Source organism: Cognataquiflexum nitidum (assembly GCF_022538055.1).
Classification (GTDB): domain Bacteria; phylum Bacteroidota; class Bacteroidia; order Cytophagales; family Cyclobacteriaceae; genus Cognataquiflexum; species Cognataquiflexum nitidum.
The window spans coordinates 1-19,799 of sequence record NZ_JAKZAM010000021.1 but is presented as its reverse complement, the minus strand read 5'-3'; the positions used below and the strand labels follow the sequence as shown (position 1 = coordinate 19,799).

The window sequence follows — 19,799 nt, the reverse complement described above, 5'->3', positions numbered from 1 at the left end:
ACAGAATTATCTGATAGGTTCTGCCTTGGAAACTCTCTCTTTCATTTTTTCGAACAAAATTTACCCGGAAAATAATCCTCAATCTAAGTATTTCTGAGAAAGAGAAGTAGAAATTTTATCTGGAAAAAAATCAAATGAATTAATGGCTGTTGAGGGTGTAGAATAGTAAGCTTTTTATTTGGACTTTCCCGACGAATAAACTTTGTCATAAGGTTATTCCTATTTAGGTTGTTTGGTTTTGAATATCAAACAATTAGAAGTTTATTGAAATACATATCCTCGAAAAAAAAATCATAAGTATGATCCTGATCACTTTATATGCCTCTAGTTCATTGAGAGTTAATAATTGTTAAAATACTTTTTCCATAAAATAGGAAATACCCAAAAATTCCCGGATTTTTGTACCATATGGCAAAATCAAGAGATACCTTCGACAAGAAGGAAAAAGAAAAATTAAGACAGAAGAAAAAACAGGAGAAGCAGCAAAAGAAAGATGACAGAAAGTCCAATACTGCCAAAGTTACGGATTTCGAAAATATGATTGCTTACGTGGATGAATTTGGAAACATTACTTCTACCCCTCCAGATCCATCAAAGAAAAGAGTTTTTGATGCTGACACAATTGAAATCGGTGTTTCAAAGCATGCTGAGCCGCTTCCAGGCGAAAACCTTAGAAAAGGAAAGGTAACGTTTTTCAATGCTTCTAAAGGTTATGGCTTCATTAAGGATGAAGTTTCCCAAGACAGTATTTTCGTACATATCAACAAATGCATAGATCCTATTCAGGAAAATGACAAAGTTATTTTTGAAACTGAGAAATCTCCGAAAGGGTTGAGTGCAGTGGATGTAAAACTTTTCAAAGCACCTTAATCACGGTCAGTGACTGAACAAAAAACAGTTTAATGGCATGAAAATCGGCAGCCTTGCAGAGATAAAAAAAGAATTGGCCTTCCTTGATACAAAAGAATTGTCCGTCCTGTTGTTGGATTTAGCCAAGTTCAGTACGGACAATAAAGCCTATTTATACTTCAAACTTTTTGAAAGGGAAAACCCAAGATTATTTGTTGAATTGGTTCAGGAAGAAATTGATTTTGAATTCGAAAAAGCCAACACCCGGAATTACCACCTTGCCAAAAAAGCTGCCCAAGGGATCAGGAGAAAACTCAATAAAAGCCTTAAACTTACCAAAGACAAAGAAATTCTCATTGAGTTGATTATTTATTTTTGTGAGAAACTAAAGTTATATGGTTTCTTGGAGTTTCGCCATCCGGTAATCGACAATTTGTACAGGGTACAGGTGGGAAAAATCGAAAAGCTTATTTCAGGATTGCATGAAGATCTGCAATATGACTACACTGAAAAAGTCCAGGAGTTAAAGCTAATGTCAAAATAGATTTTGCAGTTATCCAAAAACTCCCTTTCCCTGATTTTTTTTTGAATTAATCTTTCCACTTAGCATTAGAGTTTTGAGAAAACCCCTTTTTTAAATTTTTATTTATTGTCAGCCTCCAAATCATATTTTTTTCTTTAAAAGGCTTGCTTGATGTATATATGATGTATTTTTTTTTCATACCTGATGTAGTTATGATGTAGCAATAAATCCCAATCTCTGCTACCCTATAGGTAATTTTATTTTCTCCAAAATGCTTAAAATCCATTCATAACAATTTTCCCAAAAAGAAATCAGTGCCTATGAAAAATTTTACAATTATCATGTTGCTATCATTTGTGTTTTCTTTCCAAGCAATTGGACAGACACAAATGATATTACCAGTAACCTTTGACGAAACCAATGTCAACTATGGCTTGGTAGGTTTTGGGGGTGCAGAAGCTTCTTCTATCGTTGAAGATCCTACTTTAGCATCCAACAGAGTTGCTAAGGTTATCAAATCTGCCGGTGCAGAACTTTGGGCAGGTACTACAGTCACTGCCGTCACAGGAGGTATCCAAACCGGATTCAGTACTAAGATTCCTTTTACCGAAGCTAATAAAAAAATGACTGTTAGGGTATGGTCACCCGATGCTGGTATAAAGGTTCGTCTGAAAGTGGAAGACCACCTTGATCCAACCAAATCAGTGGAGACAGAAGCTATTACAACTGTGGCGGCTGCTTGGGAAACCTTGACCTTTGACTTTGGAACACAGGCACCTGAAACGGCTGCCATCAATCTAGGATTCAACTACAACAAGGCTTCCATATTCTTCAACTTCGGAACGACCGGAGCTGTGGCAGGTGAAAAAACCTATTATTTTGATGATATGGCTTTTGGTTCAGGTGATGAAGGAAGCGGTGGTGGCGAACAGGGTGAAAACCTCATTATCAATGGGGATTTTGCGGACGGTCTAAATTCTTGGACTCCGTTCATTGCGGATTTTGCAGGAGTAAGTGCTACAGTTGCTGCTTCTGAGGGAGAAGCTTCCATCACAGGGATTGCAGGGGCCGGTGGAGAAATCTGGCACATTCAGCTAAACCAAATCTTAACCGCCGCGCAGATCAGCGCCCTGGAAGTAGGAAAAAATTACATTGCAAAATTTGAAGCAAGGTCAACGGTAAATGAAAGATCTCTGCGACTATACTTCGGTGAAGATGGGGGCGGTTTTGCTTCGGTAAGTGTTACCGACCACACCTTGAATACCGAGACAAAGACCATCGAAGTGCCGTTTACTCTAGGTACCAAGTATGGAGCCATGAAGTTTGGATTTGAAATGGGACTCAGCAATGATCCTGTTTTTATCAAAAATGTTTCCCTCACCAAAGTTGATGGCGGCGGCAACGGTGGTGGTTCAGATCTCGAACTGCCTGTCACATTTGAAAACGCAGATCTGGATTACGGCTTGACGGATTTTGGTGGAAACGCCTCAGAAATAGTTGCAGATCCGACCAATTCAGCCAATAAAGTGGCCAAGACTGTAAAGACAGGGAGCGCGGAACTTTGGGCAGGTACAACGGTAGGTGGGACAGCAGGTTTTGCAAGTCCGATTTCTTTTGCCGAAGGTGCCACCAAAATGAGTCTCAGGGTATGGTCCCCAACAGCAGGGATCCCTGTAAGGCTCAAGGTGGAGGATTCCGGTGACCCTACCAAAAGTGTCGAAACAGAGGCTACAGTGACTGTTGCATCTGAGTGGCAGACGCTTACCTTTGATTTTGCCAATCAGGCTGCAGGAACCGAGGCCATTAATTTCTCAAGGAATTACAACAAGGCTTCTGTGTTTTTCAATTTCGGAACAACAGGGGCACAGGCGGGCGAGCAAACCTATTACTGGGATGATATGGCCTTTGGTTCAGGTGATGAAGGAAACGGTGGTGGCGAACAGGGTGAAAACCTCATTATCAATGGGGATTTTGCGGACGGTTTAAATTCTTGGACTCCGTTCATTGCGGATTTTGCAGGAGTAAGTGCTACAGTTGCTGCTTCTGAGGGAGAAGCTTCCATCACAGGGATTGCAGGGGCCGGTGGAGAAATCTGGCACATTCAGCTAAACCAAATCTTAACCGCCGCGCAGATCAGCGCCCTGGAAGTAGGAAAAAATTACATTGCAAAATTTGAAGCAAGGTCAACGGTAAATGAAAGATCTCTGCGACTATACTTCGGTGAAGATGGGGGCGGTTTTGCTTCGGTAAGTGTTACCGACCACACCTTGAATACCGAGACAAAGACCATCGAAGTGCCATTTACTCTAGGTACCAAGTATGGAGCCATGAAGTTTGGATTTGAAATGGGACTCAGCAATGACCCTGTTTTTATCAAAAATGTTTCCCTCACCAAAGTTGATGGCGGCGGCAACGGCGGTGGTTCAGATCTCGAACTGCCTGTCACATTTGAAAATGCAGATCTGGATTACGGCTTGACGGATTTTGGTGGAAACGCCTCAGAAATAGTTGCAGATCCGACCAATTCAACCAATAAAGTGGCCAAGACTGTAAAAACAGGGAGCGCGGAACTTTGGGCAGGTACAACGGTAGGTGGGACAGCAGGTTTTGCAAGTCCGATTTCTTTTGCCGCAGGTGCCACCAAAATGAGTCTCAGGGTATGGTCCCCAACAGCAGGGATCCCCGTAAGGCTCAAGGTGGAGGATTCCGGTGACCCTACCAAAAGTGTCGAAACAGAGGCTACAGTGACTGTTGCATCTGAGTGGCAGACGCTTACCTTTGATTTTGCCAATCAGGCTGCAGGAACCGAGGCCATTAATTTCTCAAGGAATTACAACAAGGCTTCTGTGTTTTTCAATTTCGGAACAACAGGGGCACAGGCAGGCGAGCAAACCTATTATTGGGATGATATGGCCTTTGGAAGTGAGACGACATTAGCCGAACAGGTAATTACTTTCCCCACAATTGCCAACAAAACGCTAGGTGATGCACCATTTGCATTGAATGCAACTTCTACATCAGGCCTTTCGATCACCTATTCATCTGCTGATGATAAAGTTACCATTAACGGAAACCAGGCAACAATCGTTAAAGCAGGCAGAGCTACAGTCACTGCTTCACAGGGAGGTAACGATGAATTTTTACCTGCAGAATCTGTTTCCCTAAGCTTCTGTATCAATCCTGTAAAGCCTTCCATTAGTGTCTCAGGTACTAATACAGAAACTGTCACTTTGACTTCAAGTGCTGCAGCCGGTAACCAATGGTTCTTAAATGGAACAGCAATAACCGGTGCTGTTGGTCAAACACTTGCAGTAACGACCTTTGGAACTTACACAGTTCAAGTCAAGGTGGATGACTGTATCAGCGCTATCTCAGATGAAATTTCATTGATCATCAACAGTGCTGAGATTGGAAAAATCCAGGAATTGTCTGTTTATCCTAATCCTGCAGAAAGCTATATACATTTGAAAGGAATAAATGGACCCATCAGAAGTGCAGTGATGATAGATATGGCAGGACGATCCAATCCAATTCAATTTGAATTGTCCAATGAAATATACTCCGCCAATGTTCAAAGTCTTTCACCTGGAATTTATGTCCTTTGGATTCAGCAGGGAAATAAAAGCTATCCTTTGAGAGTTATTAAAAAATAAGTGAAAAGCTGTTTTTACCCAACCTTCATACTGATTTTGTAAAATGGTTGGGTATAATTCAGATTTAAACTTTCACCTTAAAAAAAGAAAAAATGAAAAAGCAACATAATCAAAACAAGATTTACAGTTTGGTGTTTTCAATGATGCTTGTGCTAACCCTAGCCCTTTCAGGTTGCGGTGATGAAGTAGAAACCCCACAACCTTCTGCCCAGGATATCGCAAGAGAAAAACTTACTTCAGCAACGTGGAAACTTACCAAAGTAACCGTTGATGGGGTTGATCAAACAAATGTATACAAGGACCTGACATTAACTTTTTCCAATACTGCTTATAGCTCGACAAATGGAAAAGTGATCTGGCCATCAAGCGGAAGTTGGACATTTGATAATGACCAAGCTACAGCTATCAAAAGAAATGATGGATTGGAAATATCAATACAAAATCTTACCAACTCATCCCTAAGGATGGGATTGGATTGGGAATCGACCTCTATAGGTACAGGAAGAGTCCTGGCAGTAGGAGGTAAGCATGTATTTGAATTTGGAAAGTAGGGTTTATTTGTACTGCAAAGAAGCCGGGGATTTTCTCCGGCTTCTTTTTTGCCATTTTTTTCCAATAAAATAATTCCTCTATATATTCTTCAATCAAGCAAAAAACGTAAAGACATTGTTTAATCGTCGATTTTCAGGTAATTATACATGAAAAATAAACCACAGCATGGATACAATAAAGAGAATCGATAGCCACCAGCATTTTTGGAAATACAATCCAAAGGTTCACTCTTGGATGAACGAGGATATGAACATCATCCAAAGGGATTTTCTTCCCCAAGACTTGAAACCGCTCTTGGATAAGGCAGGAATCCATGGATGTGTCGCAGTGCAGGCAAGCCAAACGGAGGAGGAAAATGATTTTTTACTTTCCCTTGCATCGGAACACAATTCCATCGAAGGAATTGTCGGATGGGTTGACCTTCAGTCAAAAGATGTTTCCGAACGGATAGAATTTTATACAGGTCATCCAAAAATTAAGGGATTTAGACATATCATTCAGGATGAACCTGACATTGATTTTATGCTGCGTCCATCTTTCCTGAATGGTATAAGCAAACTTTATGAATTTGGGTTTACCTACGATATCTTGATTTATCCCAAGCATCTTCCAAATGCCTACACACTTGCCAAATCTTTCCCAAACCAGCTTTTTGTGATAGACCACCTTGCCAAACCAAAAATCAAAGAACAGGAAATAAAGAATTGGAGCAGGGACATAAAAAAAATTGCATCTCTTGAAAATGTCCATTGTAAAATCTCAGGAATGGTGACAGAGGCGGATTGGTACAATTGGAAACCTGAAAATTTCACCCCCTACATTGAAACGGCATTGGAGGCTTTTGGTGTTGGACGAATGATGTATGGATCGGATTGGCCCGTTTGTACTTTATCATCTCCTTATCAAAATACTTATGAAATAGCAAAAGGCTTCTTTTCGAAACTCTCTGAAAAAGAACAGGAACAAATTTTTGGGAGTAACGCAACCCTGTTTTATAAACTGAGCAAAGGCTGATTGAATTTGATAAGATTAATTACCCTAATGGAGAATTAAGTAATCAAAAAATTCAGTTTATGGAAGTCAATTGATTGCTTGACTTTTTTATTTAGGCTATTAATTATATAGCATGCTATTATAGAACTGTTGTTTTTCCCTTTTCGTTAAGTGGTTATGCGTAGAAAATCATTGCTCTTTGCTAGCCTGATCCTAATTCTTATCCGAAATTCATTTGCTCAGGATATTCTTTTTGATTTGAAAGGAACTGATAAAATCATATTGGAAGTTGCGGGTTTTGAATTATCAGAGGTATTAAATACTCAAGCGGATTTGACTTTAATTGGAAAGGTATATAATACTAATAACCAATTGATTAAAGCCAAAATTAATAAAGGATTGTCCAATGGAATCAAAACTTTTTATAGCAACTCTATCAAAAAAACAGACCCCGGTAGGGTGATACAACTGAAAGTTTTGGAATTTAAAATTGCTGAGAAACCACAAAGCAGCAAGGTCGCCTCAGGGGAGTTGAAAATCAAATTCGGGTATTACCTTAAAACATCATTTGAACCAGTTCACCTGGTGGATTATGAAGCCGGAATAACCTACAAAAGGTCCATACACCGAATGGATTTAATTGATCAGATTCTAAATAGGGGATTGGCAAATTCCATTGTCTTTTTCAATGATTGGATAAATGGCAACGCCTCCGTTAATAGAAAATTGGCAAAAACTGTTAGGTTGGATATTCTTGAAAAAAAGAAAAAAAGTGATCAGGATACAGTTTTTTATGATCATGATAGACTGTTGACATGGGATGATTTCAGGGAAAGACCCAATAAATTGAGCGGGTACAATGCTACGATTTTTACAAGTTTGGCCATGGAAGGCTCTCCGTTTATGGAAAATGGTGTTTTGGTATTTCCGATAGAAGTCAAAGTCTACATGCTTCCTGAATCTTCTTGGGTCAAAACCCAAGGGAAATCTGATTATGCTTTGAATCATGAACAAAGGCATTTTGATGTCACTAGGGTGGTTGGCAACCGGCTCATCGAGAGATTGAAAGCTTTGCAGGTAACTCTGGAAAACTATGAAGCGCTGGTCAATGATGTATTTTTTGATTCGTATAGGGAGATGAACAAGCTTCAGGAAATTTATGATGCCAGAACAAAGCATGGTTTGGACAAGGATGCCCAATCCCGATGGAATTCCATCATTGATCAAGCTTTAAATGGAAACATGGATGAAGTTGAAAGAGAATTGATGAAGGGGATTTAAAAAGTAAATAAATTTTTTGTTTCAATGTCAAATGACTATATTTATTGTGTCAAATGAAATATTTGTTGTTATTCCCATAAAAAAATGATGGCTATTAAATCCTCAAAAATTCCAAAAATCTATCCCAAGCCTGATTCCAAGGCTGAAAATTTGGTGTCGGATTTTCAAAGTTCAGTTTATGGTGATCGTCCGACATTTAAGGTTAGCCGATTAGGTCAGGTTAAGTCTTATGAGGTCCCAAGCGGTTATGGATATTTTATTCCGGCATTTAACAAAGCAAAAGGAATGGATGAGGTAGGGGAGTTGTTGGACAAAAATCTCCTTTTAGAGGATATTTTGCCTATCATTGATTTTCTCGGCTTCAAGATACAAGATATTGCCAAGGCAGCTTCAGTATCACCTAGTACGGTTTCCCGGTGGGACAATAAAAGCCCAATAGGTACTCCGGGTTCCTATCAGTTTTTCAAAATCGATGAGGTGATCAAAAAAGGAGTGGATCTCTTTGGCAATACGACCCATCTCAAACAATGGCTGGACAGTCCTAATATGGCCCTTGGCAATGATGCTCCTATCAAAAACCTGACCTCGATGATCGGTTTGGAGTTGGTAGATGAAGCCCTTGATGCCCTTCATTTTGGAAATGTCATGTAGGGTCTATGCGTTATTTTAGAATAATGTCAGAATCCAATTACAACCCCCCCCTTAGTTGTTCCTATAATGCAGGGAGATGGAATCCAAAAGGTCTGGGAATGATATATGCCGGAAGTGGGCCTGCTATGTCTTTATTGGAATACCTCTGCATCAAAGGCAATGCTGTCTCCGGAAAATCGTGGTATATGATTGAATTTGGGATACACAACCCCAATTTGATTGGTACTTTGGAGAAAGATAGTTTGCCCGAAAATTGGAACGCCTTGCCACACGCAAAGGTAACACAGGACTTTGGGCGGGTCTGGTTACAGGAAAAGGAATTTCCTTTCTTGAAAGTACCTTCAGCCAGGCTGAACTTGTCTTTTTATCCTTTGGAACATAACCTATTGATCAATCCTGATTTTCCTGATTTCCAAAAATATATTGAAGTTGTGGATGAGGTAAGGTTTGATTACCTTATGAATTCCCATTGAAGAAAATAAGCGTTTTTTTTTCAATACTTCAGTATCCACTTCAAGCCCATCAAACCCTACAATGAAAGTTTACACTATCTTCTTTATACTCTTTCTGGTTTACCTGCCTTCAATTGCCCAAAGTTTTCTTCCCAGAAGTACACCAAAGGACCAACAAGTTTCCTCTCAAGGCATTCTCGATTTTGTAGATGCAGTGGAATCGAGTAACCACGAAGTTCACAGCATGATGGTGCTGAGACATGGTAAGGTAATAGCTGAAGGATGGTGGGATCCTTACAAGCCCGAACTCAAGCATACCATGTATTCGGTCAGCAAGAGCTTTACTGCCACGGCCATTGGCTTTGCTGTCGCCGAGAAAAAACTCAAAGTAACAGATAAAGTCATTTCGTTTTTTCCTGAATCCTTGCCCAAAACAATCAGTCCAAACCTTGCCAAATTAGAAATCAAGGATTTGCTTACGATGAGCGTGGGGCATGATAAAAGCTTTAACCAAGAAGTTTTTACTTCAGAAAACTGGGTGGAAGCCTTTCTGAATATGCCGATTGCCAATAAACCCGGAACAAAATTCCTGTATAATACCTCGGCGAGCTACATGATGTCTGCCATCATCCAAAAAGTTACAGGTCAAACGCTCTTGGACTATCTGGAGCCAAGATTATTGAAACCATTGGGAATTTCAGGCTTGGACTGGGAGACAGATTTACAAGGAATCCAAACCGGTGGTTGGGGTATCCGAGTCAAAACCGAAGACATGGCCAAATTCGGTCAATTGTTCCTGCAAAAAGGGAATTGGGAGGGAAAACAAATACTGCCGGAGTCATGGATAGAAGAAGCCACTACTTTGAAAATACTTCAGGAACCGGATGCTTCTCCTGAGAAAATGGCTTCTAATGATTGGATTCAAGGATATGCCTATCAAATGTGGAGAAGCCGACACAATTCTTATCGGGCTGACGGTGCTTTTGGACAATATATTTTGATCTTGCCTGAAAAGGATGCGGTCATTATCCTTACTTCAGAAACCAATGACCTCCAAGGTTTACTTGACTTGGTCTGGAAAAATCTGCTACCTGCATTTGATGCTTCTTCCGATCAGGATTCAGCTTTGAAAGATAGATTGGAGAAGCTTTCTTTGGCTCCTTTACAAAGCGAAATCAATCCTGAAATAGAAAGAAGATTGAATGGAAAAAATTATACCATCACTTCCTTTGTGGATAAAATCAGCGCTTTTTCTTTGAACTTTCAGGAGAGTGTCTGTATTTTGAATTATGTTCAAGGGCCAAATACTTACAGGTTCATCTTTGGTTCCGGAAGGTGGATCAAGGATGAAACCGAGAAGGTAGGGCCTAATCTATTTACGTTTGCCCAAAACCAACAGGTGGGCTTGGCTCCATTCAAAATCGCCGGGAGTTATGCCTGGATAGATTTGAATACCATTGAACTTAAGCTGTGGTACATCGAAAGTCCGCATACCGAAATCATCCGCATCAAGTTGGAAGGGGAAAAGGCAATCATCACTTTTATCAACAGCTTTGAGGGGGAAGGGAAGAAGGTGAGTTTTGAGGCGGAGATTGAATGAAAAGGGCGGAAGACCGAAGTCGGAAGACCGATGTATCGTCCTTTTAAATATCAAGCATCAATTCAATTAAGTTGTCCTTAAACAGACAAAAATTAATTTAACGTTTGACTGAATAAATTTAAAACCTCATGAAGAATACAGCATCAATCATCGAATCTATAAGAGAAACAAAAGGTGAAATCAATTGGCAGGAATTGTTGGAAACCATCATCGCAGCTTTTGATTGTACTACAGGAACTATCCACACCCTTGACAAATCGACCAATTTGCTGATGCTAAAATCACAGAAAGGCATTCCTGATTTTTTGTTGCCCAAGATGTCTATGATTCCCATCGGAAAAGGAATGGCAGGAATCGCTGCAGAAAGAAAACAGCCTGTCGAAATGTGTAACCTGCAGACAGATTCATCCGGGGTGGCAAGGCCTGATGCGAAGGAAACCAAAGTCGAAGGTTCCATTGCAGCACCGATGTTACTTGATGGGGAATTGCATGGAACCTTGGGCATTGCCAAGCCTGTTCCTTATGATTTCACCAAAGATGAAAGTGATGCATTGATGAACATAGGGGAGGAGATTGGGAGAAGGTTGATTAGCAAGGAACTTTAAACATCGAATTATTTTCTATCCAAGTTGATATTTATGGATATTGGATATTGATAGATATTGGCTCAGAAGCTAACTTACTTCGGATTTAAATCATTTTAAGGTGGTTTTAATGAAGTCTTTTGATTCTAAAAAAGAGGTTGTTCATATAATTTCCCAAACCCATTTCCAAAAAATTGCCGATATTCACTCCCCTTTGCTAATTTCCATCCCATGAACTTATCCACCAAACTCTTTGCCACGCTAGTCTTTTTTCTAACTGTTTCCATTTCCTATGCACAGGAAAAGTTTACCCGGGCAGATACGCTGCGGGGAAGCATCACTCCGGAAAGGGAATGGTGGGATTTGAATTACTACCACCTTGCTGTGGAAGTATTTCCTGAAACCAAATACATCAAAGGAACCAATACAGTCCGGTATCAGGTAAAGAAAGCACACCAAGTATTGCAGATAGACCTGCAGGAACCTTTACGGATTATCGATGCAAAGCAAGACGGACAAAAACTTGAAATCCGAAAGGAGGGAGCCGCCCACTTCATAACCCTACCCAAAAAGCAGGTTGTGGGAGTATTTGAAGAAGTCATCATCTCTTATGAAGGCCAACCCAAAGAAGCTGTACGTCCACCTTGGGACGGAGGCATCACCTGGCAAAAAGATGAAAACGGGAACCATTTTATCGCCTCATCCAATCAGGGAATCGGTTCGAGCATCTGGTGGCCAAGCAAAGACCACCCTGCAGATGAGGTTGACAGCATGCTGATCAGCGTAACTGTTCCAAAAAACCTGATGAACATTTCTAATGGCCGGTTGCGGAAAACCGAAACGAAGGGGGAGACCAAAACCTTCCATTGGTTTGTCAGCAATCCCATCAATGATTACGGCGTGAATATCAACATTGGCGACTATGTCCATTTTTCGGAGAAATATCAGGGCGAAAAAGGCCTTCTCGACATGGAATATTATGTGATGCGGGATAATCTGGAGAAAGCCAAAAAACAATTCATGGATGCAAGACGGATGATGGAGGCTTTTGAGCATTGGTTTGGGCCTTATCCATTTTATGAAGACAGCTACAAACTCGTGGAAGCGCCTTACCTTGGTATGGAGCATCAGAGTTCGGTTACTTATGGCAACGGCTACCAAAACGGCTATCGCGGAACGGACCTCAGCGGAACGGGTTGGGGGATGAAATTTGACTTTATCATCATCCATGAATCCGGTCACGAGTGGTTTGCCAATAACATCACTTACAAGGATGTGGCGGACATGTGGATCCACGAGAGCTTTACCAACTATTCGGAAAGTCTCTATCTCGATTATTTCTATGGAAAAGAAGCCGGTCAGGAATATGTGCGGGGTACGAGAACCCGAATAGATAACAAACTTCCCATCATTGGCAGGTACAGTGTCAACAGCCGTGGTTCGGGAGATATGTACTACAAAGGTGGGAATATCCTGAACACACTTCGTGAAATCGTGAATGACGATGAAAAATGGAGAAAGATACTTAGGGGATTGAACAGCGAATTTTACCATCAGACAGTCACGACGGCACAGGTGGAAGATTACATTTCCCAAGAGGCAGGAATTGACCTTACTAGCTTTTTTGACCAATACCTAAGAAATAGCTCTGTGCCCATCTTGGAATATTATTTTTCAGACGATCAGACATTTAATTTCCGATGGGCAAATTGCATTGTATCATTTGATATGCCTGTGGACTTGCACTTGGGAGATAAGAAAGTAAGAGTTGAACCAACTACGAAATGGGCACAGTTGACCTTGGAAAAAAAGTCGGACCTGACAGTTGATGTGGATTATTACGTGGGGAGCCTGAGGGTAAGATGATTTTCAGAATCTAATTCGACAACTTACATAAACCGCACCGCTGTCCCAGTCAACCTATTTTTTCCATCAATAATATCATACTTGACATCCACTAAACCATTTGCACCTGCTCTTTTTGCTTGCCTTACCAGTCTATTCATCTTCGTTCTTGGCCCTGAGAGCCAGCCACCTGTGACTCTAATTATTCTGACTTCTTGATAATCTCTGCCCAAAGGCACATTAGAGGTAAAAATTTCCATGCCATCATACCTGTTTTCTGAAATTGGGATAGTTCTCAATGATGTACAACTTGCAAAAAGGAATATAGAAACCAATATGACTGAAATTGAAAAATATTTTCTCATAAAATAAACGATTTAGTTAATGGGTTAACGTTCAATTAGGCCCAAGGTTATTAAAATCTTAGCCTTTAATCCTCAATAATGTGGAAGGTCAAGTCCGAAACTTCTCTCTTATCAATCAGGATAATCTTAGGTTAAAAGAAATCATCGCCCGAAAATGCCTTGATTATATTCATCCGGGTAATGCCATTATATTAGATTCAGGTTCAACAACTCCAACTGGTTGAGAGCTCCCTCGATATCCGAAATAAACCGGAACTCACCCTTGTTGTTGATAAACCTTATGGGATTGTAATTGGCTCATTTGCTTCTTCTCCCCAATTGGTTGCTGAGTAAATGGAGCTTTTTATAAATAAGTCTTATCACTAACCCCTACAAATACCATAATGAAAAATATTTTGTAAATATCTTTTTTAAACAATGATTCTGTTGTCCATCAGATTCAGGCAAAAGCCAAATTTTCAACCTTTGCTTATTTGTATAGATTCATGTAGAAAAGGAATTACAAATTCCGAGGAAAAAATGGTGTAGATACAATTTAAACCTAGCAAAGGAGAGTTTGAAAGTGAGATAAAGGTAGAGACGTCGGAGTGTTTATCTAATGGGAAACAAGTGGTGCTATTGTATTTTACCAATTTTAGTTTTAATTTGAATAAAGTTCAACCAAATTCTTTAAAAACAAATTTTTGACAATGTAATAATAAACCCCCCGAAAAAATGAAAGATACCATCATCACGCTGTACGTAAACACCCAAAAGATTATTGCTCTAAAAGAAAAACCAAGCAAAGAAGAAGTCTTGGAATGCATTATAATCGGAGACAATCACAACGACGCGCCAAAAACGGAAAATTTTGTGAGCAACATCCGAGACAAGTCAAAATTGGCTTGGGTGGGAGCGGCTATGCATATCATGGAAAGTGTCCAAGATTTCGTTATTATCACGAAGATTGTAGTAAATAAAAAGAAATCTCTGATCAAACTCTATGATGATGGCAAAAGCTCTGGAAAAACACACAAAGATGGACATGTCGGTAAGGCAAAGCATGGGGCGGAAGAAGAGTATAGAATTCACTTTCTAGTTAATTCCGGTGGGTTGGAAAGAAAATTTAAGATCGACCCAAAGATTCGGGTGATTTGATTTTCCAACATTTTGTGATGTGGAAATGAAAAAATTCCTAATTCCTTTTTTATTTTTTATCTTTTTTAATTGCGCTTTTTCGCAATCAGAAATGGATGTGGAAAAGAATCTTGCTTTACTGGATAGTTTGAAACAGCTTTATTTCCAAAGAAATGGTGACAAGGGACTTTTGGAATCTATCCTTCAAAAAGACCCAAATCCGGACAGTCTCCTAAAATATGGTCAGATTCTAATTGATAAATCGTTGGTTGAATCTGATTACAAAGGCACATATTACGGCTACTTACAATTAGGAAACGGGCATGTCCTGAAAGGAGAACTTTCCCAAGGTTTGGATTTTTACTTTCAAAGTCTCGCTTATGCTGATAAAGCCAACTACCAAGAGGGTAGGGGAAAAGTTTTTTTGGCGATAGCCGATACTTATTCACAAAGTGAAAACAGTCAAAATGCCGCCATTTACTATGGCAGAAGCATAGAAATCCTTAGAAATGGAAATGATTCATTAGCCCTCGCAAGTAGCATATTCAATGCCGGCGATGAGTACCTTAATCTGGATAAACTTGATTCTGCTTTACTTTTTACCAATGAGGCCTTAGCCATTTTCAAGAAGGTCAATTACCCGATCGGAGAGGCATATTGCTTTGGGAATCTAGGGATGATCAATGCCCAAAACGGTGACAATGCAGCCGCGGAAGAGAATATCAATAAGGCAATCAGCATTCTGGAAGCTTACAATGAATTTTATCCCATATCGGTATACCTCGAATTCATGTCCACCATTTATTTGGAAAGTGGAGATCGAGCCCGCGCTTTGAATTATGCCAATCGAAGCCTCGAACTTGCCAGTCACTATGGACTTAAAGACCAAATCAGCAATTCCAATCTAACCCTTTCCAAAATATATGAGCAGGATGGCCTTCCTCAAAAAGCTCTGGAATATTTTAAGCAGCACATCATTTATCGTGACAGTGTCAATAATATAAGCGCTGTGCAGGAGATGGCAAATCTGAGGACAGATTATGAAGTTTCTCAGAAACAAGTAGAAGTAGACTTATTAGAAAAAGAAGCTTTCATCAAAGATCTCCAGACAAAACGACAAAGGTTTATCATATATGGCGTGATGATGGCATTGCTATTGATTGCGTTGCTGGCGTTTGTAGCATACCGTCGGTTCCTCTTTGAGAAACAGGCAAAGAAGATGATCGAAAAAGAAATGGATCGCTCGGAAAAACTTCTTCTGAATATTTTGCCTGCAGAAACCGCGGAAGAATTGAAAGAATATGGATCAGTCAAAGTTCTGCGAAATGAATCTGTCACCGTTCTATTTACTGACTTCAAAAATTTCAGCGCTACAGCGGAAAATATTTCACCGGAGCTATTGGTTAAAAGTTTGGATTTTTATTTTAAAAAATTTGATGAAATATGCACGCGGAATAATTTGGAAAAAATCAAGACCATTGGGGATTCCTATATGTGTGTCGGAGGACTTCCAAAAGAAAACCAAACGCATCCCCGAGACGTGGTTATCGCTGCCAAAGAAATGATGGCATTTGTAAAAAGTAAATCAGAAGATAGCATTTGTTCCTTTGAAATGCGGGTAGGGATCCATACAGGTCCTGTGGTGGCGGGAATAGTTGGAATTAAAAAATGGCAATATGACATATGGGGAGATACCGTCAATATAGCTTCTAGGATGGAATCAAATTCGGTCCCGGGAAAAATCAACCTTTCCGAAACGACCTATAAGCTCGTCAGCGAGGAATTTGAATGTGAATACAGGGGAAATTTCGAAATAAAAAATAGAGGTACTTGGAAAATGTATTTTTTAACTGAAGATTTTTCCTAGCAGATTATTGAACAAGTAGTTTGGATTTTTAGGAGGGGAATATTTGGTTGAGGTAATGCCCTGGGTTATTGTAAAAGCTGAATTTCTGTTCAATTTATTGATATATTTCCTAGAAAATTTCCCACTTTTTGATGGAATAAAGGATTCACTCGACAAGCAATATAATTATTTCTAATTAGCTAGACTCAATGGTGGCATTTATTTGGATTTCACTCGGCATTCTGACCGTTTGGTTTACCCTTGTATTGACGAGGGATTTTCTAAGACACAAAAACAGGTTGGAACCTAGCAGCTGGAGAAAAACTTTCGTGATCGGATTTGTGGTCAATTTTTTTGATGTGTTGGGTATTGGTGCCTTTGCTCCTCAAACAGCGTTGTTAAAATTCACCAAACAAACCGAGGACAAGCTTATTCCCGGTACAATGAATGTTGCCAATACGCTACCTGTGTTGTTACAGGCCCTGATTTTTATCACGATCATTGAAGTCGAGCCAAAAACCCTTATTCTAATGCTAGTCTCAGCTGCAATAGGTGCCATCGTGGGTGCAGGTGTGATTTCAAAACTTTCCGAACGTAAAATCAGGCTGACTATGGGATTTGCTTTGCTCATTACAGCCGGTTTTATGCTTGCCCGCAACTTGGATTGGATTCAGGGAGGTGGCGAGGCTATCGGACTTGAAGGAGGTAAACTTCTGATTGCGATCGTTGCCAACTTTTTCCTGGGTGCGTTGATGACTGCAGGTATTGGTTTGTATGCTCCTTGTATGGCTTTGGTTTTTGCGCTTGGGATGTCGCCGCAGGTGGCTTTTCCGATTATGATGGGATCATGTGCTTTTTTGATGCCGCCCGCATCCATTCGTTTTATCCGTGAAGGAGCCTATAATAGAAAAGCTGCAGTAGCCATGGCAATTCCGGGTGTGGTGGCAGTATTGATAGCTGCATTTATTGTGAAATCATTGCCATTGGATATTCTAAGATGGCTTGTGATTGTCGTTATTCTTTACACTTCCACAGTGATGCTGAGAGCTGGATTGGTTCAAAAGGAATTGAGTATGGATTTGGAGAAAAAGTGATTTGGAATTATTTTGAAATTACCATCAGGAAAAATGAATTAGAAGAACTGCAGTTTACCAACACGAAGAAAAAAGGTGTATGATAAATTACTTTATGCTAAGCAATTTCTTATAGCTATGAGTAGCAAAACTACTTTTGGTACTCTATTTTAAGAATTTTCCATACAAAATCACCCATTTTGGTTTTTACTATCACCTCATCTCCAACAGTTTTACCAAGAAGCGATTTAGCCATGGGAGAGTCCATAGAGATATAATCCTTGTTACCTATTAACTCCTCGTAACCAACAATACGAAAACGATTTTGAAGTCCTTTCTTTTCGTTTTTAATTTCTACCCAAGCACCAAAATTCACTTTTCCTTCTTGGTTGGGGTGATAGTCAATAACTTTAAAGTCATCAATGCACTTTCGTAAATAACGTAGGCGATTATCAATTTCTCGAAGACGTTTTTTGTTGTAATGGTAATCGGCATTTTCTGAACGATCTCCCAAACTTGCGGCCCATGCAACCTTAGCGGTAACGTCTGGACGTTCAACTCGCCATAAATGATCATGTTCTTCCTTTAATTTTTGTAAACCTTCGGAAGTAATAAATTGTGAGCGATTGAGTTTTGGTAGAGTTGACTCTGGAATTTTTCGCCTCATGATAAATGATCTTACTTTGAAAATTTTCACAAGATAATATAATGATGGGATAGGTTTGTATGTCCCTTGTATGGCTTTGGTTTTTGCGCCTGGGATGTCGCCGCAGGTGGCTTTTCCGATCATGATGGGATCATGTGCTTTTTTGATGCCGCCTGCCTCAATAAGATTTATTCGTGAAGGTGCTTACAATAGAAAAGCAGCCATGGCTATGGCAATTCCGGGTGTGGTGGCCGTCCTTATTGCTGCATTCATTGTGAAGTCATTTCCTTTAGATATTCTCAGATGGCTTGTGATTGTCGTTATTCTTTATACCTCAACAGTGATGATGAGAGCGGCTTATTCTAAAAGTCAATGAGGGATTTATCTGTTGATTTACAGGAATGGATTGGAATATAATGAGATTATTTATTGCGTTCAGATTTAATAGCTACTTTGAATTCCTGTGTATTATTTAGGAAAGTTGGTTAAACCACAATTCTTTAAATCTGTTCTGGATATTTGACCAAATGGTTGAAAGGAAAATTGTCACCAAAATCAATGCAGCATCGTCACTCAAAAAATTGCTTACAATCAACTTAATGTATAACGGTGCAACAACCCTTAAAGAAATTGAAAAAAGAATTGAAGATTGGAATGGAAGTTAAATCCATTGTTTGAAGCAAATGGATATTAATTGTTATATAATTTACATTATGTTAAATAAAAAAATCTCATCAACTTAAACTGGTATTTCCAAGTAAATTTAATTGAATCCACCTCCCTAATCATTCTGATTTGAATTCATTAATTTTTTTGGTAATTATAGGATTCAATTGCTGACATGAACCCGAACACTACTTCACGCATCGGTATCATTCTTGGGCCGGTTTTATTTCTACTGATTTTATTTTTTGTAAAGCCTGCTGACATGTCATCGGAAGCTTTGGCAATGATGGCTGTGACGGTATGGATAGCAATTTGGTGGATCACTGAAGCGATTCCGATTGCGGCTACGGCCTTGTTGCCTTTGGTGCTATTACCAACATTGAATGTGTTACCGATTGCCGAAACTGCGGCGTCATATTCCCACCCGATGGTGTTACTGTATATGGGTGGATTTATGATTGCGATGGCGATAGAAAAATGGAGTCTGCACAAACGGATCGCATTGAGTATCATCTCTTTTATTGGTACAGACATCCAAAAGATTATTTTGGGATTTATGGTGGCAACCGCATTCCTTTCTATGTGGATTTCGAATACCGCTACTTCCCTAATGATGTTGCCCATCGCTGTGGCTGTGGTGACACAGTTGACTCCTAATGCGGCCATCAATGAAGTTTTGCCAAACAACCTTGGAAAAGCCCTGATGTTGGGAATTGCTTACAGTGCATCTATAGGTGGCATGGCTACTTTGATCGGAACGCCTACCAACATCATTTTAGCCAGTGTAATCAATGACATGTATGGTTATGAAATCAGCTTTTCACAATGGATGATGTATGGCCTACCTGCGTCAATTCTTTTATTGGGATTTTGCTGGATTTATTTGGTCAAATTTGCTTTTCCTTTTGATAAAAACTTTCAGTTGGCTGGCGGCAAAGAAGAAATCCAACGACAACTCTCCCTTTTGGGTCCGATGACAAAGGAAGAAAAACGGGTTGCTTGGGTTTTTGGTTCAGTGAGTTTTGCTTGGATCAGCAGGACATTTTTACTCCAAGATTTGATTCCTGCCTTGGACGACACGATTATTGCCATAGCCGGGGTTTT

Annotated in this window: 19 protein-coding genes; 16 read left to right on the top strand and 3 right to left on the bottom strand. The window is 39.8% G+C overall.

What is annotated here, in order from left to right; genetic code table 11:
• Positions 1-408 precede the first annotated feature (408 nt).
• Positions 409-870: a cold-shock protein gene (locus tag MMU07_RS14315; protein WP_241126560.1), complete on the top strand. Its 462-nt coding sequence runs from the start codon at positions 409-411 to the stop codon at positions 868-870.
• A 37-nt stretch (positions 871-907) separates the two neighbouring features.
• The gene (locus tag MMU07_RS14310) at positions 908-1,393 is read left to right on the top strand and encodes a hypothetical protein (RefSeq protein WP_241126559.1); all 486 of its coding nucleotides are present in this window, start codon (positions 908-910) and stop codon (positions 1,391-1,393) included.
• A 46-nt stretch (positions 1,394-1,439) separates the two neighbouring features.
• Here MMU07_RS14310 and MMU07_RS14305 read toward each other — a convergent pair whose 3' ends face one another.
• On the bottom strand, positions 1,440-1,658 hold the full coding sequence (locus MMU07_RS14305; RefSeq protein ID WP_241126558.1) for a hypothetical protein: 219 nt from the start codon (positions 1,656-1,658) through the stop codon (positions 1,440-1,442).
• 34 nt (positions 1,659-1,692) lie between these two features.
• Between MMU07_RS14305 and MMU07_RS14300 the strand changes: the two genes are divergently transcribed.
• The 9 genes from MMU07_RS14300 (at position 1,693) to MMU07_RS14260 (ending at position 13,004) form a co-directional block, all read left to right on the top strand.
• Complete coding sequence (locus MMU07_RS14300; RefSeq protein WP_241126557.1) at positions 1,693-5,025, top strand: carbohydrate binding domain-containing protein; 3,333 nt, start codon at positions 1,693-1,695, stop codon at positions 5,023-5,025.
• Between the two features lie 92 nt (positions 5,026-5,117).
• The gene (locus tag MMU07_RS14295; protein ID WP_241126556.1) at positions 5,118-5,576 is read left to right on the top strand and encodes a lipocalin family protein; all 459 of its coding nucleotides are present in this window, start codon (positions 5,118-5,120) and stop codon (positions 5,574-5,576) included.
• Between the two features lie 166 nt (positions 5,577-5,742).
• Positions 5,743-6,591, top strand: coding sequence for an amidohydrolase family protein (locus tag MMU07_RS14290; RefSeq protein WP_241126555.1), 849 nt, complete (start codon positions 5,743-5,745; stop codon positions 6,589-6,591).
• Between the two features lie 156 nt (positions 6,592-6,747).
• Positions 6,748-7,851, top strand: a complete 1,104-nt coding sequence (locus MMU07_RS14285) for a DUF922 domain-containing protein (protein WP_241126554.1) — start codon at positions 6,748-6,750, stop codon at positions 7,849-7,851.
• An 84-nt stretch (positions 7,852-7,935) separates the two neighbouring features.
• On the top strand, positions 7,936-8,502 hold the full coding sequence (locus MMU07_RS14280; RefSeq protein WP_241126553.1) for an antitoxin Xre/MbcA/ParS toxin-binding domain-containing protein: 567 nt from the start codon (positions 7,936-7,938) through the stop codon (positions 8,500-8,502).
• Positions 8,503-8,507: 5 nt separating this feature from the next.
• Positions 8,508-8,975, top strand: a complete 468-nt coding sequence (locus MMU07_RS14275) for an RES family NAD+ phosphorylase (RefSeq protein ID WP_336246197.1) — start codon at positions 8,508-8,510, stop codon at positions 8,973-8,975.
• Between the two features lie 61 nt (positions 8,976-9,036).
• A complete protein-coding gene (locus tag MMU07_RS14270) occupies positions 9,037-10,554 on the top strand; it encodes a serine hydrolase domain-containing protein (protein ID WP_241126551.1) in 1,518 nt (505 codons plus the stop codon).
• A gap of 128 nt (positions 10,555-10,682) precedes the next feature.
• On the top strand, positions 10,683-11,159 hold the full coding sequence (locus MMU07_RS14265; RefSeq protein WP_241126550.1) for a GAF domain-containing protein: 477 nt from the start codon (positions 10,683-10,685) through the stop codon (positions 11,157-11,159).
• A gap of 210 nt (positions 11,160-11,369) precedes the next feature.
• Complete coding sequence (locus tag MMU07_RS14260; protein ID WP_241126549.1) at positions 11,370-13,004, top strand: M1 family metallopeptidase; 1,635 nt, start codon at positions 11,370-11,372, stop codon at positions 13,002-13,004.
• Positions 13,005-13,027: 23 nt separating this feature from the next.
• Here the strand turns inward: MMU07_RS14260 and MMU07_RS14255 are convergent, their stop codons facing one another.
• Positions 13,028-13,348, bottom strand: a complete 321-nt coding sequence (locus tag MMU07_RS14255; protein ID WP_241126548.1) for a hypothetical protein — start codon at positions 13,346-13,348, stop codon at positions 13,028-13,030.
• Between the two features lie 714 nt (positions 13,349-14,062).
• Here MMU07_RS14255 and MMU07_RS14250 point away from each other — a divergent pair.
• The 3 genes from MMU07_RS14250 to MMU07_RS14240 all read left to right on the top strand — a co-directional run bounded on the left by MMU07_RS14250 (position 14,063) and on the right by MMU07_RS14240 (position 17,404).
• The gene (locus MMU07_RS14250; RefSeq protein WP_241126547.1) at positions 14,063-14,485 is read left to right on the top strand and encodes a hypothetical protein; all 423 of its coding nucleotides are present in this window, start codon (positions 14,063-14,065) and stop codon (positions 14,483-14,485) included.
• Between the two features lie 91 nt (positions 14,486-14,576).
• On the top strand, positions 14,577-16,331 hold the full coding sequence (locus MMU07_RS14245; protein ID WP_241126625.1) for an adenylate/guanylate cyclase domain-containing protein: 1,755 nt from the start codon (positions 14,577-14,579) through the stop codon (positions 16,329-16,331).
• A 188-nt stretch (positions 16,332-16,519) separates the two neighbouring features.
• The gene (locus tag MMU07_RS14240; RefSeq protein WP_241126546.1) at positions 16,520-17,404 is read left to right on the top strand and encodes a sulfite exporter TauE/SafE family protein; all 885 of its coding nucleotides are present in this window, start codon (positions 16,520-16,522) and stop codon (positions 17,402-17,404) included.
• 130 nt (positions 17,405-17,534) lie between these two features.
• Here the strand turns inward: MMU07_RS14240 and greB are convergent, their stop codons facing one another.
• Positions 17,535-18,173 carry a transcription elongation factor GreB gene (greB, locus tag MMU07_RS14235; RefSeq protein ID WP_241126545.1) on the bottom strand — a complete coding sequence of 213 codons (639 nt, stop codon included), beginning with the start codon at positions 18,171-18,173 and terminating at the stop codon, positions 17,535-17,537.
• Here greB and MMU07_RS14230 point away from each other — a divergent pair.
• Together MMU07_RS14230 and MMU07_RS14225 are read left to right on the top strand one after the other, a co-directional pair.
• Positions 18,121-18,405 carry a TSUP family transporter gene (locus MMU07_RS14230; protein WP_336246196.1) on the top strand — a complete coding sequence of 95 codons (285 nt, stop codon included), beginning with the start codon at positions 18,121-18,123 and terminating at the stop codon, positions 18,403-18,405. The two genes, greB and MMU07_RS14230, sit on opposite strands and share 53 nt — an antisense overlap.
• A gap of 465 nt (positions 18,406-18,870) precedes the next feature.
• Positions 18,871-19,799: SLC13 family permease (locus MMU07_RS14225; protein ID WP_241126543.1), on the top strand; the 929-nt coding region annotated here is incomplete at its 3' end.